This is a genomic window from Comamonas flocculans, from assembly GCF_007954405.1.
Taxonomy (GTDB): Bacteria; Pseudomonadota; Gammaproteobacteria; order Burkholderiales; family Burkholderiaceae_C; genus Comamonas_C; species Comamonas_C flocculans.
This window is the reverse complement of record NZ_CP042344.1, coordinates 1738609-1753514: the sequence shown is the minus strand read 5'-3', so window position 1 is coordinate 1753514 and position 14906 is coordinate 1738609. Positions and strand designations below refer to the sequence as shown.

The following is a 14906-nucleotide window of genomic DNA, read 5'->3' as shown; positions in this document are numbered from 1 at the left end:
GCTTACTTGGCGGCCTTGCCCGGGTCCTTGACCGCCTGCAGCGTGGCGAATTCGACGTTCTGCAGCTCGCCGTTCACCTCCTCGAGCTTGCGGATGTACTCGTTCTGGACCACGTCGCGCGTCTCGGGGTCGATCTGCACCGGCCCGCGCGGGCTCGTCCACTGCATGCCCTTGGCCGCGGCCACGAAGGCGTCGCCCGTGGCGTCGCCCTTGGTCTTCTCCAGCACCTGGTAGATCAGGTGCATGCCGTCGTAGCCGCCCACGGACATGAAGTTGGGGCGGTCCTTGGGAAAGGCCTTCTTGTAGGCAGCGACATAGGCCTTGTTCTCGGCGGAATCGTGCGCCTGCGAGTAGTGGAAGGCGGTGATCAGCCCGAGCGCCGAATTGCCCATGGCCGCCAGTTCGTTCTCGTCCGTCAGGTCGCCCGGGCCTATGGCCTGGATGCCCGCCTTGTCCAGGCCAAGCTCGCGAAAGCCCTTCATCAGCGCCACCATGGAGCTGCCCGGCGGCACGAAGGTGAACATGGCGTCGGGCTTGGCGTCCTTCACGCGCTCCAGGTAGGCGGCGTAGTCGGCGGTGTTCACCGGGGTGCGCACCTGGCCGACGATCTTGCCGCCGAGCTCGGTGAAGGTCTTCTTGAACTGGGTCTCGGCGTCGTGGCCGGGGCCATAGTCGGCCACCAGCGTGTAGGCCGACTTGATGTTGTTCTCCGCCGCCCACTTGGCCATGGCCCACGAGCCCTGGGGCAGCGTCATCGAGACGCGCACGATGTAGGGCGACTTTTCGGTGATCGAGGAGGTGGCGGCGTTCATCACGATCATAGGCACCTTGGCCTGGGTGGCCAGGGGCGCGACGGAGAAGGCGTTGGGCGTGAGGTCGAACCCGGCCAGGATGTCCACCTTGTCGTTGACCAGCAGCTCCTGCGCGGCGCGCTTGGCCACCTGCGGCGCCATGCCGGTGTCGTCCTTGACGATGAGCTTGACCTTGCGCCCGGCCACGGTGTCGCCATGCTCGGCCATGTAGACGTCGATGCCGTGCTTGATCTGCTTGCCGTAGGCGGCGAACGGGCCGGACACCGAAAGCACCAGGCCGATGGTCAGGTCCTTGGCCTGGGCCAGCCCGGCGCTGGCCAGCGCGGCGGCCACCAGCGTGGCCTGGATGGCGGTTTTGACGGGTCGCATGAAAGTCTCCTTTGGGGTGGTGAAAGCGAAAAGCGGCTCAGCTGCGCGGGCGCAGGAAACCGCGCAGGAAGGCGGCCAGCTCGGCCCTTGCGGCCAGCGGCAGCACGTGCGCGACGTATTGGTCCGGGCGCACCACGACGATGGCCCCGGCGCGGTCGATGCCGCGCAGCGCGAAGATGTCCTCCCCCGGCAGCGTGGCGAACACGTTCTCGTAGTCGACCAGCTGCCAGGGGCCCACGCGCGGCTTGTAGGCCAGCGGCACCTGCTCGATCGCAACCGCCTCGTGCGGCTGCTGGTAGATGATCTTGATGTCGAACCAGGCGTTGTCGTCCCGCCCCACGGGCGTGTGGGCGCGCACGGGCGACTCCGGCGCATCCGCCAGCCAGCTGCCCAGCGCGGCGGCCGGCGAATCCTCGTGCGCGCGCGCCGCGTCGGCAAACACGTACAGGCGCCAGCGCCCGTCGGCGCGCGCCTGATGGCCCAGGTGCAGCGGCCGCGCGTCGGCCACGCGCACCACGCGCGCCGACTTGAAGCGCCTGCCGATCGGGAAACCCGTGGCCAGGTGCTGGTACGTGGCCTTGCCGGTGATGGACGAGGGTGCGTACTGCGTCATGAAGCCCTGGGCGAACTCGGTGATCTGCGCGTAGGCCGCCTCGACCTCCTCGGGGCTGCCCAGCTGCTCGGGCGGCGTGGCCATCATCGTGGCCCAGCGCCTGTCGAAGTCGATGATGTCCTGCCCGATCACCTGGCGCTCGGCCGAATAGCTGGCCAGCAGGCTCTCGGGGCTGCGCCCTTCGAGCACGTGCGCCAGCTTCCAGCCGAGGTTGAAGCCGTCCTGCATGGACACGTTCATGCCCTGCCCGGCCTTGGCGCTGTGGGTGTGGGCGGCGTCGCCGGCGATGAACACGCGCGGCGTGCGCGCACCGCGCTGCTGCGCCGGCACGTCGTCGAAGCGGTCGCACACGCGGTGGCCGACCTCGTACACGCTGTACCAGGCGACGTGGCGCACATCGAGCGCATAGGGGCGCAGGATGGAGCGGGCGCGCGCGATAGTCTGCTCCACCGTGGTCTGGCGCACCGCGCCGCCGGCGCCCGGCTCCACCTCGCCCAGATCCACGTAGAGCCGGAACATGAAGCCGCCTTCGCGCGGAATCAGAAGGATGCTGCCGCCCTCGCCCGACTTGATCACGCACTTGGTGCGCACGTCGGGAAAGTCGGTCACCGCCAGCAGGTCGATCACGCCCCAGGCGTGGTTGGAGGCGCTGCCCTGAAATTCGCAGCCCACCGCGCGGCGCACGCGGCTGTGCGCGCCGTCGGCGCCCACCACGTAGCGCGCGCGCACGGTGCGCATCTGGCCCTCGTGCTCCCCGGCGGTGTGCCGCAGCAGCGCGCTGACCGGGTATTGGCCGTGTTCGGCCAGCCGCAGCTCCTGCAGCTCCAGCCCGTAGTCGACCTGCATGCGCGTGGGCGCGCGCCGCATGACCTGGCCAAAGTAGTCGAGCACGCGCGCCTGGTTGACCAGGATGTGCGGGTACTCGCTCACGCCGTGCTCGTCCTCGGGCTCGCGCGAGGCGCGCACGATGCGCGCGGGATCCAGCGGGTCGGGCTTCCAGAACACCGTCTGCGTCACCTCGCAGCCTTCGGCGACGATCTCGTCGGCGAAGCCGAAGGCCTCGAAGGTCTCGACGCTGCGCTTCTGGATGCCGTCGGCCTGGCCAATCTCCAGGCGCGAAGCCCGCCGGTCGATGATGCGCGTGTGGATGCCGGCGAACTGCGACAGCTGCGCCGCGACGATCATGCCGGCCGGCCCGGCGCCGACGACGAGCACGTCCACCTCCCCGGGCAACTGCGTGGGGCGGTCCAGCCCCGTCCCGGCGGCGGGCTGCACGCGCGGGTCGCTGGAGACGTAGCCGTGGTGGTGAAACTGCATGGAAGTCTGGCTCCGGGTCAGGGCGGGCGCTGGCGGGGGCGGCGCGATGAAAGGCCTCAGGCGGCGAGCTGGCGCTCGAGCTGGTCGAGCACCTCGTAGCAGGGCAGCACCTGGGCCACGCTGGCATTGGGCTCGCGCCCCTCGCGGATGGCGGCGAAGAATTCGCGGTCCTGCAGCTCGATGCCGTTCATCGAGACGTCCACCTGGCTCACGTCGATCTTCTCGTCGCGCCCGTCGGCCAGGTCGTCGTAGCGGGCGACGTAGGTGCCGCTGTCGCCGATGTAGCGAAAGAAGGTGCCCAGCGGCCCGTCGTTGTTGAACGACAGCGAGAGCGTGCAGATCGCGCCGTTGGCCGCCTTGAGCTGGATGCTCATGTCCATGGCGATGCCCAGCTCGGGATGGATCGGCCCCTGCAGCGCATGGGCCTGCACGATGGGGCTGCCCGCCTGCCAGGCGAACAGGTCCACGGTGTGCGCCGCATGGTGCCAGAGCAGGTGGTCGGTCCAGGAGCGCGGCTGCCCCAGCGCGTTGGTGTTGCTGCGGCGAAAGAAGTAGGTCTGCACGTCCATCTGCTGGATGCGCAGCGCGCCGGCGGCCACGCGCCGGTGCACCCACTGGTGGCTCGGGTTGAAGCGGCGCGTGTGCCCGACCATGGCCACCTTGCCGCTCTGGCGCTGCGCCTGCGCTACCCGCTGGCCGTCGGCGAGCTTGTCGCACAGCGGGATTTCCACCTGCACGTGCTTGCCCGCCTCCAGGCACTGGATGGCCTGGGCCGCGTGCATCTGCGTGGGCGTGCACAGGATGACCGCGTCCACCTCGGGGCGCGCAAGGGCCTCGGCCAGGTCGGTGCAGGCGTGGGCAATGCCGTACTTGCGCGCCACCTCCTCGGTGGGCGCCAGGCGCCGCCCGACGAGCGAGACCACCTGCACGCCGTCGATGTGGCGCATGCCGTCCAGGTGCTTGATGCCGAAGGCCCCGGCGCCGGCCAGGGCGACCTTGATGGGAGTACTCATTTCTTTCCTCTATTGATAGCTGTCACCGCTTGCCCAGCAAGGGTTCAGGCCGGATTTTCCAGTATGAGATGGCCTACCGCGGTATTGGACGCTGGCACATGGTAGAAGCGGTGCAGCACCCGCGGCAGCGGCCGGGCCTGGTCCACGTCGGCCATCGCGCCGCGCGCGATCAGCCACATCACCAGTTCTATGCCTTCGCTGCCCGCCTCGCGCACGTACTCGATGTGCGGCACCTGCGACAGGCCCACGGGGTTCTCGACCAGCAGGTCGAGAAAGCGGTTGTCCCAGGCCTTGTTGATCAGCCCGGCGCGCGCGCCCTGCAGCTGGTGGCTCATGCCGCCGGTGCCCCAGATCTGCACCTTCAGGTCCTGGTCGAAGGTCTCCACGGCCTTGCGGATCGCGCGCCCCAGGTTCAGGCAGCGCTGCCCCGAGGGCACGGGGTATTGCACCACGTTCACCGCCAGCGGAATCACCGGGCAGGGCCAGGCGTCCTTGAGCGGGTCCTTCTCGCCGCACATCAGCGACAGCGGCACGGTCAGGCCGTGGTCCACGTCCATCTTGTTGACGATGGTCAGGTCAAAGTCCTGCTGGATCACGCTCTGGGCGATGTGGCTCGCAAGCTCCGGGTGGCCGAGCACCCTGGGCACGGGGCGCGGGCCCCAGCCTTCGTCGGCCGGCTGGTATTCGGCCGCGGTGCCCAGCGCAAAGGTCGGAATCACGTCCAGGCTGAAGGCCGTGGCGTGGTCGTTGTAGACCATGAGGATCACGTCGGGCGTGTTGTCCCTGAGCCATTGGCGCGAGAAGTCGTAGCCCGCGAACATCGGCTGCCAGTAGGGCTCGTGCGTCTTGCCCAGGTCCATGGCGGCGCCGATGGCCGGCACGTGCGAGGTGTAGACGGATGCGGTGATGCGTGCCATGTCAGTGTCCCCTGGTGGCGGCGTGGCCTTGCGGCTGACGCTGCGGCTGGGCGTCGCCGTCTTCGCCCAGGTAGCGGTTGCCCTCGGGCGAGCGCCCGCCCGCGACCATCATGGCGCGGTATTCGTCCTCGCTCATGCCGGTCATGGAGCCGGCCATCTGCTGGAAGCTCAGGCCGTCGGTGGCGCCGATGCGCGCAAGGAAATAGATGTTGCCGCCGGTGCGCATGCACCAGTTGAGGTCGCGCGCCAGCACCGCCTGCTTCTGCTCCTCGCTCATCGGCCATTCGTCCAGGTAGGCGCGCTCGTCGGCCTTGAAGCGCGCGCGGTTCTCGGCCTTCATCAGCGAGACGCAGAACTGGTTGAGCCAGTAGCCCTTGCGCGCCTGCTCGGCGTCAAAGATGATGGTGCCGGGCACGTCCAGATAGGGTTTTTCCAATGCCATGGGAAGCTCCTTCAGTGCTCTTCAGGCCAATAGAGGCGCATCGGGTTGTCCACCAGAAGCTGGCGTTGCAGCTCGGCCGTGGGCGCGATGTGCGCGATGAAATCGACCAGCAGCCCGTCGTCGGGCATGTGCTTCTTGAGGTTCGGATGGGGCCAGTCGGTGCCCCAGAGCACGCGTTCGGGAAACTCCTGCACCACGCGGCGCGCGAAGGGCACCACGTCGCGGTAGGGGGCCTGCTCGCCCTGCAGGGCCGGCGGGCCGCTGAGCGACAGGCGCTCGGGGCAGCTCACCTTGCTCCAGATGTTGTCGTGCTCGCGCATGAACTTGAGGAACAGGGCGAATTCCTCGCTGTCCACGCCTTTGCTCACGTCGGGGCGGCCCATGTGATCGACGACCACCGTGGTCGGCAGCGCGGCGAAAAAGTCCCGCAGCTCGGGCAGGTCCACCGCCTCGAAGTAGACCACCACGTGCCAGCCCAGCGGCCTGATGCGCGCGGCAATCTCCATCAGCTCGTCCCTGGGCGTGAAATCGACCAGGCGCTTGACGAAGTTGAAGCGCACGCCGCGCACGCCGGCCGCGTGCAGGCGCTGCAGTTCTTCGTCGCTCACGCCGCGGCGCACGGTGGCGACGCCGCGCGCCCTGCCGCCCGCGGCCTGCAGCGCGTCGACCAGCGCGCGGTTGTCCGCACCGTGGCAGGTGGCCTGCACGATGACGTTGCGCGCAAAACCCAGGTGATCGCGCAGCGCGAAGAGCTGCGCCTTGCCGGCGTCGCAGGGCGTGTACTTGCGCTCGGGCGCGTAGGGGAACTGCTCGCCCGGGCCGAACACATGGCAGTGCGCATCCACCGCGCCCGCCGGGAGCTGAAAGCGCGGCCTGGACGGGTTCTGGTACCAGTCGAGCCAGCCGGGGGTTTTCTCGAACGTGCTCATGCATTGCCTCTCTTGAGATGGGCGAGCAACCGGTCGGCCTCGACACGCCAGTCGGCGCTGCGCGCAAAACCGGGGGTGCCACGTTCGCCGAACACACCGTCCTGCGCGAGGTCGGCGATCCACGCCTGGCGCTCGGCCGCGCCCTGCGCGATGGCCGGTGGCAGACCCGCGTCGCGCACGGTGCGCGCGGATTCAAACATCTCCTCGCTGCGCCGCCGGCCATGCTCGATCACGCGCTGAAAGAAGTACGCGCCCTGCTTTTCCCAGTCGATGCCGGGAAAGGTCTCGGCGAGCGAGGCGAGCACCGCGTCCTCGACGCCGTAGTGGCGCGCGGCGGTGAAGCTCTCGATGACCATGGCTTCCAGCCCCTTGATCATCACGCTGCGGCACATCTTGGTGGCCGAGGCGACGCCGATGCGCTCGCTCGCCACCTTCGCGGCAAAGCCCAGTTGCTCGATGTCCTCGGCCAGTACCGCCGCGTGCCTGCCGCCCAGCAGCAGCGGCACCCGGATGCGATAGGGCGGCACGCTGGTCATCACCGCGCCCTCGACGTAGCGCGCACCGGCGCCGTCGATCAGGGCGGCGGCCTGCTGCTTGGTGGCGGGCGAGGCGGAATTGAAGTCGAGATAGAAGGCGCCCGCGCGCACCGCCGCAGCACAGGCCTGGGCCGCGGCCAGGGTCTGGCTCGCGGTGACGGCGCAAATAATGAAATCAGCACCCGCGGCCAACTGCGCGGGGCTGCCCGCCAGCGCCACGCCATGCTGCGCGGCGTGTGCGCGCAGCGGCGGCGCCTCGGTACTGGCGAGCTTGAGGTCGTAAGCGGCAACAGCCACGCCCTGCGCGCGCAGATCCTCGGCCAGGATGCGGCCCACCTCGCCATAACCAACGAGGCCGATCTTCCAGTCGCGGGACGATGCGGGCATGGTCATGGCGCTCAGTCGATGTAGCGCAGCCCGGCCTTGGCCAGGCCCTCGCGCATCTTGTAGTAATCGAGCCCGAGCACGCCGCTGGCGAAGATTTCACGCTTGCCGGTTTCGTTGTCCTCGCGCTTCTTCGCCGCCGCCAGGGTGGCCTCGGCCTTCTCGCGCGGCACGCAGACGATGCCGTCGTCGTCGGCCACGATCACGTCGCCCGGGCGCACCCACATGCCGGCGCAGACCACCGGGATGTTCACCGAACCCAGCGTCGCCTTGATCGTGCCCTTGGACGAGATCGCGCGGCTCCAGACCGGGAAGTTCATCTCGTGCAGCGTGCGCACATCGCGCACCCCCGCATCGATGATGAGGGCGCGCGCACCCTGCGCCTTGAAGCTGGTGGCCAGCAGGTCGCCGAAGTAGCCGTCGGTGCATTCGCTGGTCACGCCGGCGACCACCACGTCGCCCGGGCGGATCTGCTCGGCCGCGACGTGCAGCATCCAATTGTCGCCCGGCTGCAGCAGCACCGTCACCGCCGTGCCCGAGACCCGCGCGCCCGGGTAGATGGGCCGCATGTAGGGCTTGAGCAGGCCCACCTTGCCCAGCGCCTCGTGCACCGTGGCGCTGCCGTAGTGCGCCAGCGCATCGGCGGCGGCGCGATCGGCACGCTCGATGTTGCGATAGACCACACCCAGTTCGTACATCTCAAACCCCGCAAAACACTTTCAATTCAATAGCTGCTTGCGCCTGATGGCAAAGCGTTCAAGCCACTTTTTATTACAAACCCCGCGCCTTCAACCGTGCATCCAGGCGCGTGAAGACGCGCCGCGCGTTGCCTTCATAGACCTGGTGCTTCTCCTCGGCCGTCAGGTTCTGCGTGGCCTCCACATAGCGCTTGGTGTCGTCGTAGTAGTGCCCGGTTTCGGGATCGATGCCGCGCACCGCACCTATCATTTCGCTGGCGAACAGGATGTTCTTGACCGGGATCACCTCGGTCAGCAAATTGATGCCAGGCTGGTGGTAGACGCAAGTGTCGAAGTAGAGGTTGTTCAGCAGGTGCGTGTCCAGCAGCGGCTTCTTTAATTCCTGCGCCAGGCCCCGGTAGCGGCCCCAGTGGTAGGGCGCGGCGCCGCCGCCGTGCGGAATGAGGAACTTGAGCGTGGGGAAATCCTTGAACAGATCGCCCTGGATGAGCTGCATCACCGCCGTGGTGTCGGCGTTGATGTAGTGCGCGCCGGTGGTGTGAAAGCAGGCGTTGCAGCTCGTGCTCACGTGGACCATCGCGGGGATGTCGTGCTCCACCATCTTCTCGTAGATCGGGTACCAGTGGCGGTCGCTCAAAGGCGGGCTGTTCCAGTGCCCGCCCGAGGGGTCGGGGTTGAGGTTGATGCCGACGGCGCCGTACTCGCGCACGCACTTCTCCAGCTCGGGAATGCAGCTGGCCGGGTCGACGCCGGGCGACTGCGGCAGCATCGCGGCGGGCACGAAATGGTCCGGGAAGAGCTCGCTCACGCGGTGGCAGAGCTCGTTGCAGATCGCGGCCCAGGTGCTCGACGTCTCGAAATTGCCGATGTGGTGCGCCATGAAGCTCGCGCGCGGGCTGAAGATGGTCAGGTCGCTGCCGCGCTCCTTCATCAGGCGCAGCTGGTTTTCTTCGATGCTCTCGCGGATCTCGTCGTCGCTGATCTTCAGCTCCGAGGCCCGGGGCTGAAGGCTTGCATCCGCAAGCGCGGCAATCTGCCGCTGGCGCCACTCGCCCAGCGCCGCGGGGGCGGTGGTGTAGTGGCCGTGCACGTCGATGATCATGGCTCGCTTTCCTGTTGAAGATGTCCCGCCTCACAGCGGCTGCATGCCGTGGCGGCGCTGGGCCGGCGCGCTGGCGGGGCTGGCCAGAAAATCCAGAAACTGCCGCGCCGCCTCGGCGTCCTGGCAACCACAGACCAGCGCGCCGGAAAAGACGGTGTCGATCGCCACCGCCGCCGGCAGCGCGCCCGCCACGCTGACGCCCGGCGCGTGCAGCAATTCGCTCAGTTGCTGAAAGCCCAGTGCCGCCTCGCCGCGCGCAAGCAGCTGCGCCACCGGCACGCCAGGGCGCGCCTGCACCAGCCGGCCTTCGAGTTCGTCGGCAACGCCCCAGCGCGCGAACAGGCGCAGCAGCGCCGTGCCGCTGGGCCCGGTGGAACAGGCGATGGCTGGCGACGCCAGCACCGCCGCCCGCAGCGCGGCCTCGCTGGAAATGTCGGGCAGCGGCGCGCCGGCGGGCACGGCCACGGCGGTGGCGCAGCGCACCCAGTCCACCTTGCTGCCCGGCTGCGCGTGGCCGCTGGCCACCAGCCGGTCGATGGCGTCGCTGGCCAGCAGCACCACGTCCAGCGCCTCGCCGTCCCGCACGCGGCGCGCGGCATCCACGCCGCCCACCGACTGCAGCGCCAGCGCCGCACCGCCCTGCTGGCGCCAGGCCTGCGCCAGCTCAGCCAGCACGGCGCGCGTGGCCATCGAAGAGATGGCGCGCAGGCTGGCGGGGGCGGCGGGGTGCATGGCAGGGGCAAAAAAATGCTTTGCCAGGGATTGTGGACAGCTAGACTCTGGTGAACAAGGCGATATCGGCACTAGCAGTTAGAACAAAACGGCATGGCTTGGCCGGGAGCGACGCGGACATGGACCTGAAACAGCTGGAATACTTCGTGCGCGTGGCCGAGCTGGGCAGCTTCACCCGCGCCGCGCAGGCGCTGGAGGTGGCGCAGCCCGCCCTCAGCCGCCAGGTGCGCGCGCTGGAGCTGGAGCTGCGCGAGACCCTGCTTGCGCGCACCGGCCGCGGCGTGGTGCCGACCGATGCGGGGCTGCGCCTGCTGGAGCACGGCCACGCCATCCTGCAGAGCGTGGCGCATGCGCGCGACGATCTCAAGAGCCGCCGCGGCGAGCCCGTGGGCCGCGTGACCGTGGGCCTGCCGCCCAGCCTGGCGCGGCGCCTCACGCCGCTGTTGATCGAGCGCTTCCGCCGCGAGATGCCCAAGGCGCGGCTGGAGATCGTCGAGGCCTTTTCCGTCACCATCGCGGAGTGGCTGGGCAGCGCGCGCATGGACCTGGGCCTGGTGTATTCACCCGCCAGCCACCCGCAGATGGAGGCCGAGCCGGTGCTGGAAGAGCGCCTGTGCCTGATCGGCCCGACCGGCAGCCTGCCGCTTGCGGGCGGCGTCGCCTTTGCCGAGCTGGCGCGCTACCCGCTGGTCATGCCCCAGCGCAACCAGATCTTTCGCAAGCTGATGGAAGCCCAGGCAACGCTGGCGCACGTCAAGCTGGACGTGGTCTGGGAGGTCTCCAGCGTACCTGTCATCCTCGACCTGGTGCGCGCCGGCTACGGCTACGCCGCGCTCACCGACAGCGCGCTGCGCGGCCAGGGCTCGGCCGAGGGCCTGATGGAGGCACCGCTGCACTCACCGCACGTGGTGAGCACGCTGTGCGTGGTGCAACCCGCCACCAAGGGCGCGACGCCGCTGGTGCAGCGCACCGCCGAGCTGCTGCGGCGCCTGAGCCTGCGCGTGTGCGCGCTGGAAAGCGGCCACCTGTAGCGCGGCCGCGCCCGCCGCTCACAGCAGCGGCCGCAGCAGGCGCGCGGACTCCTGCAGCAGCGGCAGCACCTGGCGCACGAGCCAGGGCGCCTCCACGCGGTGCGTGGCCGTGACCACGTTGATCGCCGCCAGCGTGCGCCCGCGCATGTCGCGCAGCGGCACGGCCAGCGCCTGCACGCCCAGTTCGTGCTCCTGCGCCTCGATGCAGTAGTCCAGCCGGCGCACCTCGCCCAGCACGCGCGCCAGCGCGGCCGCGTCGCTCACGGTGTGCGCGGTCAGGCGCTGCGGCTCGGCCTGGGCGAGCCAGGCGGCGCGCTCGGCCTCGGGCAGGGCCGCCAGCAGCACGCGGCCGGTGGAGGTGGCGTGCACCGGCAGGCGCGAACCCAGGTGCACGCCGTGGGCCAGCAGCCGGTCGCCGCTCTCGCGCACCGCGCTGCGCGCCACGATCACGACGAAGTCGCCGTCGCGCACCGCGCAGGAAAACGACAGCCCGGTGCGCGCGGCCAGGCTGTGCAGCTCGGGCTGCACCACGCGCGGCAGCCGCGCCGTGGCCATGTAGGCGCCGGAAAAGCGCAGCACCTTGGGCGCCAGCCAGTAATAGGCGCCGTCCGATTCGAGATAGCCCAGGTGCGCCAGCGTGAGCAGGTGGCGGCGCGCGGCCGCGCGCGTGATGCCCGCACGCTGCGCGGCCATGGTGGCGTTCAGGCGCTGGCGTTCGGTGTCGAAGCTCTCCAGCACCGCCAGGCCCTTGGCCAGGCCGGCGATGTAGTCGGCATGGGCGAGCGCGGCCGGGGTGTCGTGCATTTCGTGCGATCAGCGGGCGTTTTGCGCGATGATCGCACAAGGTCTGCGGCAGGTGGCTGGCCACACGGGGCCTGCGTCGCTAGTCTCACGCCATGGCGCCTTGGCGCGCCGAACGCAGCCACCAGGAGACTTGCATGCCCAGCCCGAAACACGTGCCCGTCGTCATCGTCGGCGCCGGCCCCGCCGGCCTGCTGCTCGGCCAGCTGCTCTACCAGGCGGGCATAGACAACATCATCCTGGAGCAGCGCAGCCCCGACTACGTGCTCGGCCGCATCCGCGCGGGCGTGCTTGAACAGGTGTCCATGGACCTGCTGCGCGAGGCCGGTGCCGGCGCCAACATGGATCGCCACGGCCTGCACCACCACGGCATCGAGCTGCTGTTTGCCGGCCAGCGCCACCGCATCGACCTGCACGGCCTCACGGGCGGCAAGTACGTCATGGTGTATGGCCAGACCGAGGTCACGCGCGACCTGATGCAGGTGCGCGCCGAGGAGGGCCTTGCCACGGTGTACGAGGCGGCGCACGTGCAGCCGCGCGACTACGACGGTGAGCAGCCGCGCGTGCGCTGGGAGAAGGATGGCGAGCTGCACGAGGTCCGCTGCGACTTCATCGCCGGCTGCGACGGCTTTCACGGCGCCTGCCGCGCCAGCATCGCGCCCGAGCGCATCCGCCACTACGAGAAGGTCTATCCCTTCGGCTGGCTCGGTCTGATGAGCGACACGCCGCCCGTGAGCAAGGAACTGATCTACGTCAACAGCGAGCGCGGCTTCGCGCTGTGCAGCCAGCGCAGCCTCACGCGCAGCCGCTACTACCTGCAGGTGCCACTGTCCGACAAGGTCGAGGACTGGAGCGACGAGGCGTTCTGGGAAGAGCTGCGCCGGCGCCTGGATCCCGAGGCGCGCGAGCGGCTCGTCACCGGAGCCTCGATCGAAAAAAGCATCGCGCCGCTGCGCAGCTTCGTCTGCGAGCCGATGCGCTTCGGCCGCATGTTCCTCGCGGGCGACGCCGCGCACATCGTGCCGCCCACCGGTGCCAAAGGGCTGAACCTTGCGGCCTCCGACGTCGGCTACCTCTCACGCGCCTTCATCGATTACTTCAAGAACAAGAGCACGCACGGCATCGATCACTATTCCGAACAGTGTCTCAAGCGCGTCTGGAAGGCCGAGCGCTTTTCCTGGTGGATGACCTCGCTGATGCACAACTTCCCCGAAGAGGGAGCGTTTCACACCAGGGTGCAGGAGGCCGAGCTCGACTACCTGGTGCACTCGCGCGCCGCGTCCACCAGCCTGGCGGAAAACTACGTCGGCCTGCCCATGGCCTGAAGCGGCGGCGCGGCACAATCGCCGCCATGCTGCACTACCACACCATTCCCGTCACGCCGTTCGCGCAGAACTGCTCGCTCGTCTGGTGCGCGCAGAGCCTGCAGGCGGCCGTCATCGACCCGGGCGGCGACCTGGAACACATCCTCGGGGAGGTGCGCGCGCGCCAGCTCAAGCTGCAGGCCATCTGGCTCACCCATGCGCACATCGACCATGCGGGCGGCGCGGGCGAGCTCAGCGAACGCCTCACCCTGCCCATCATCGGCCCGCACGAGGGCGACCAGTTCTGGATCGATGGCCTGCCCCAGCAAAGCGCCATGTTCGGCTTTCCCCAGGCCAAAATCTTCACGCCCACGCGCTGGCTGCACGACCTGGACACGGTCACGATCGGGCGGGAAACGCTGAACGTGCGCCACTGCCCCGGCCACACGCCGGGGCACGTGGTGTTTCACGCACCGCAAATCCAGCGCTGCTTCGTCGGCGACGTGCTGTTCGCCGGCAGCATCGGCCGCACCGACTTTCCCCAGGGCAACCACGCGCAGCTCATCGCCAGCATCACCGAACGGCTGTGGCCCATGGGCGACGAGACGGTATTCATCCCCGGCCATGGGCCCGAGAGCAGCTTTGGGCGCGAGCGGCGCAGCAACCCCTATGTGGGAGGAACTTGACGTATTGGCGGCTGAAATGCTAGCTGCCAGCGCTTTCCGGACAAGCGTTTGAGGCATATTTGACGTTTGAAAACCAGCCTAGGGCGACGCTGAACAAGTCGCCGTGATGGCGCGCGCCCAGCCTGGGGATGGGCTGCAAGGCGCAAAGCGCAGCCATAGCCGAAGCTATGGCGAGGATTTGCAACGCCGCAGACCGCCGCCGGCTGGGATGTGCGACGCGCGGGGGGCTTGTTCAGCGTTGCCCTAGATCCGCGTTCGTGCCTGATTGGGCGACAACCCAAATCTGCGCCGATAGGCCGTCGCGAAATTGGCCGCGCTGACATACCCCGCGACCAGCGCTGCCTGGCCGACAGTGATGCCGTCACGCTCCAACGCCTGGCGTGCGCGCTGCAAGCGGCATTCGCGCAAATGCTCGACCACCGTGGTGCCATAGACTGCACGGAACTGGCGTTGCAGGGTGTTGGCGTTCACACCCGCGTGGCGCGCGATCTGAGCCAGCGTCAGTGCGTCCGCCTGGCCTGAGGCCAGAAAGGCATGCAGCTCGCGCAGGCGCTGGTGCTCCCGCGGGCGCAGCGCCGACGTACCCGGATGCACCGGCGCACACAGGCACAACGTGCCCAAGGCCTCGCCCACCAGCTCCAGCACCCGGCTTTCCAGATAGATGTGCTGCAGCAGCGGCGTCAGCGGCGGCGGGCGCACGATCTGCTCGGCCATGGCTGCCGCGCGTGGCGTAGGCTGCCAATGGTGCAGTGCCAGGTGGTGGCGCATGAAGTGCGCCAGCTCGGGCGTGGCTGCGTCTTCGCCCGTCTGGGCCAGCCAGTCGCGGTCCAGCCCCAGGCTCACGCGGCGTGAATACACGCCCCGGCGGGCGCGGCGCGTGAAGCGTTCGGACTTGGCCACCGCCACCAGCGCGGCGCTGACCGTGCCTTTGCGCCCCGGCGAAAGCTGCACACGCGTGCCGCCGTAGGAGACGTCCACCGCTCCCTCCAGCACCACCACCAGCCGCAAGCCGGCACCGATCTCGGCCTGCGCGACCAGGTCGCAGGGCTCGTGCCCGTCCTCGCCGTGCATCTGCAGGCCGGGGCGCAGCTCGCGCAGGCGCGCCAAGTGGCTGCGCAGCGCCTGGTCGGCGGACACGGGAGATGCAGGCACGCGGTCATTGGGGCCAAAGCCGGAATACGTGGACATGGAGGTTCGGGCGAGCGCCCGCAAACGTTTTT

15 protein-coding genes are annotated in these 14906 nt (G+C 69.1%); 3 read left to right on the top strand and 12 right to left on the bottom strand.

Features of this window, described 5'->3' with window-relative positions; genetic code table 11:
• Positions 1 to 2 precede the first annotated feature (2 nt).
• From FOZ74_RS08505 to FOZ74_RS08460, 10 genes are all read right to left on the bottom strand, one after another.
• On the bottom strand, positions 3 to 1181 hold the full coding sequence (locus tag FOZ74_RS08505) for an ABC transporter substrate-binding protein (RefSeq protein ID WP_146912664.1): 1179 nt from the start codon (positions 1179 to 1181) through the stop codon (positions 3 to 5).
• A gap of 37 nt (positions 1182 to 1218) precedes the next feature.
• On the bottom strand, positions 1219 to 3111 hold the full coding sequence (locus tag FOZ74_RS08500; protein WP_146912663.1) for an FAD-dependent monooxygenase: 1893 nt from the start codon (positions 3109 to 3111) through the stop codon (positions 1219 to 1221).
• Between the two features lie 56 nt (positions 3112 to 3167).
• Positions 3168 to 4124, bottom strand: a complete 957-nt coding sequence (locus FOZ74_RS08495) for a Gfo/Idh/MocA family oxidoreductase (protein ID WP_146912662.1) — start codon at positions 4122 to 4124, stop codon at positions 3168 to 3170.
• A gap of 44 nt (positions 4125 to 4168) precedes the next feature.
• The gene (locus FOZ74_RS08490) at positions 4169 to 5041 is read right to left on the bottom strand and encodes a class III extradiol dioxygenase subunit beta (RefSeq protein ID WP_146912661.1); all 873 of its coding nucleotides are present in this window, start codon (positions 5039 to 5041) and stop codon (positions 4169 to 4171) included.
• A gap of 1 nt (position 5042) precedes the next feature.
• Positions 5043 to 5483, bottom strand: coding sequence for a protocatechuate 4,5-dioxygenase subunit alpha (ligA, locus tag FOZ74_RS08485; RefSeq protein WP_146912660.1), 441 nt, complete (start codon positions 5481 to 5483; stop codon positions 5043 to 5045).
• A gap of 11 nt (positions 5484 to 5494) precedes the next feature.
• Complete coding sequence (locus FOZ74_RS08480; protein ID WP_146912659.1) at positions 5495 to 6412, bottom strand: amidohydrolase family protein; 918 nt, start codon at positions 6410 to 6412, stop codon at positions 5495 to 5497.
• Positions 6409 to 7341 (bottom strand): NAD(P)-dependent oxidoreductase, encoded by a 933-nt coding sequence (locus FOZ74_RS08475; RefSeq protein WP_222434163.1) that lies wholly within the window; start codon positions 7339 to 7341, stop codon positions 6409 to 6411. Before FOZ74_RS08475 ends, FOZ74_RS08480 begins: the two co-directional genes overlap by 4 nt.
• A 5-nt stretch (positions 7342 to 7346) precedes the next feature.
• A complete protein-coding gene (gene ligK / locus FOZ74_RS08470) occupies positions 7347 to 8030 on the bottom strand; it encodes a 4-carboxy-4-hydroxy-2-oxoadipate aldolase/oxaloacetate decarboxylase (RefSeq protein ID WP_146912657.1) in 684 nt (227 codons plus the stop codon).
• A 73-nt stretch (positions 8031 to 8103) separates the two neighbouring features.
• Positions 8104 to 9132, bottom strand: a complete 1029-nt coding sequence (locus FOZ74_RS08465; RefSeq protein WP_146912656.1) for an amidohydrolase family protein — start codon at positions 9130 to 9132, stop codon at positions 8104 to 8106.
• 30 nt (positions 9133 to 9162) lie between these two features.
• The gene (locus tag FOZ74_RS08460; RefSeq protein ID WP_255437529.1) at positions 9163 to 9864 is read right to left on the bottom strand and encodes a substrate-binding domain-containing protein; all 702 of its coding nucleotides are present in this window, start codon (positions 9862 to 9864) and stop codon (positions 9163 to 9165) included.
• A 119-nt stretch (positions 9865 to 9983) separates the two neighbouring features.
• Here FOZ74_RS08460 and FOZ74_RS08455 point away from each other — a divergent pair, with 119 nt between their 5' ends.
• A complete protein-coding gene (locus FOZ74_RS08455; RefSeq protein WP_146912655.1) occupies positions 9984 to 10895 on the top strand; it encodes a LysR family transcriptional regulator in 912 nt (303 codons plus the stop codon).
• Between the two features lie 18 nt (positions 10896 to 10913).
• Here the strand turns inward: FOZ74_RS08455 and FOZ74_RS08450 are convergent, their stop codons facing one another.
• The gene (locus FOZ74_RS08450) at positions 10914 to 11699 is read right to left on the bottom strand and encodes an IclR family transcriptional regulator domain-containing protein (protein ID WP_146912654.1); all 786 of its coding nucleotides are present in this window, start codon (positions 11697 to 11699) and stop codon (positions 10914 to 10916) included.
• Positions 11700 to 11833: 134 nt separating this feature from the next.
• Between FOZ74_RS08450 and pobA the strand changes: the two genes are divergently transcribed.
• A complete protein-coding gene (gene pobA, locus FOZ74_RS08445; RefSeq protein ID WP_146912653.1) occupies positions 11834 to 13021 on the top strand; it encodes a 4-hydroxybenzoate 3-monooxygenase in 1188 nt (395 codons plus the stop codon).
• Positions 13022 to 13047: 26 nt separating this feature from the next.
• Entirely contained in the window at positions 13048 to 13686 is a 639-nt protein-coding gene (locus FOZ74_RS08440; RefSeq protein WP_146912652.1) for an MBL fold metallo-hydrolase, read from the top strand.
• Positions 13687 to 13929: 243 nt separating this feature from the next.
• Here the strand turns inward: FOZ74_RS08440 and FOZ74_RS08435 are convergent, their stop codons facing one another.
• On the bottom strand, positions 13930 to 14874 hold the full coding sequence (locus tag FOZ74_RS08435; protein ID WP_146912651.1) for a helix-turn-helix transcriptional regulator: 945 nt from the start codon (positions 14872 to 14874) through the stop codon (positions 13930 to 13932).
• Positions 14875 to 14906: the final 32 nt, after the last annotated feature.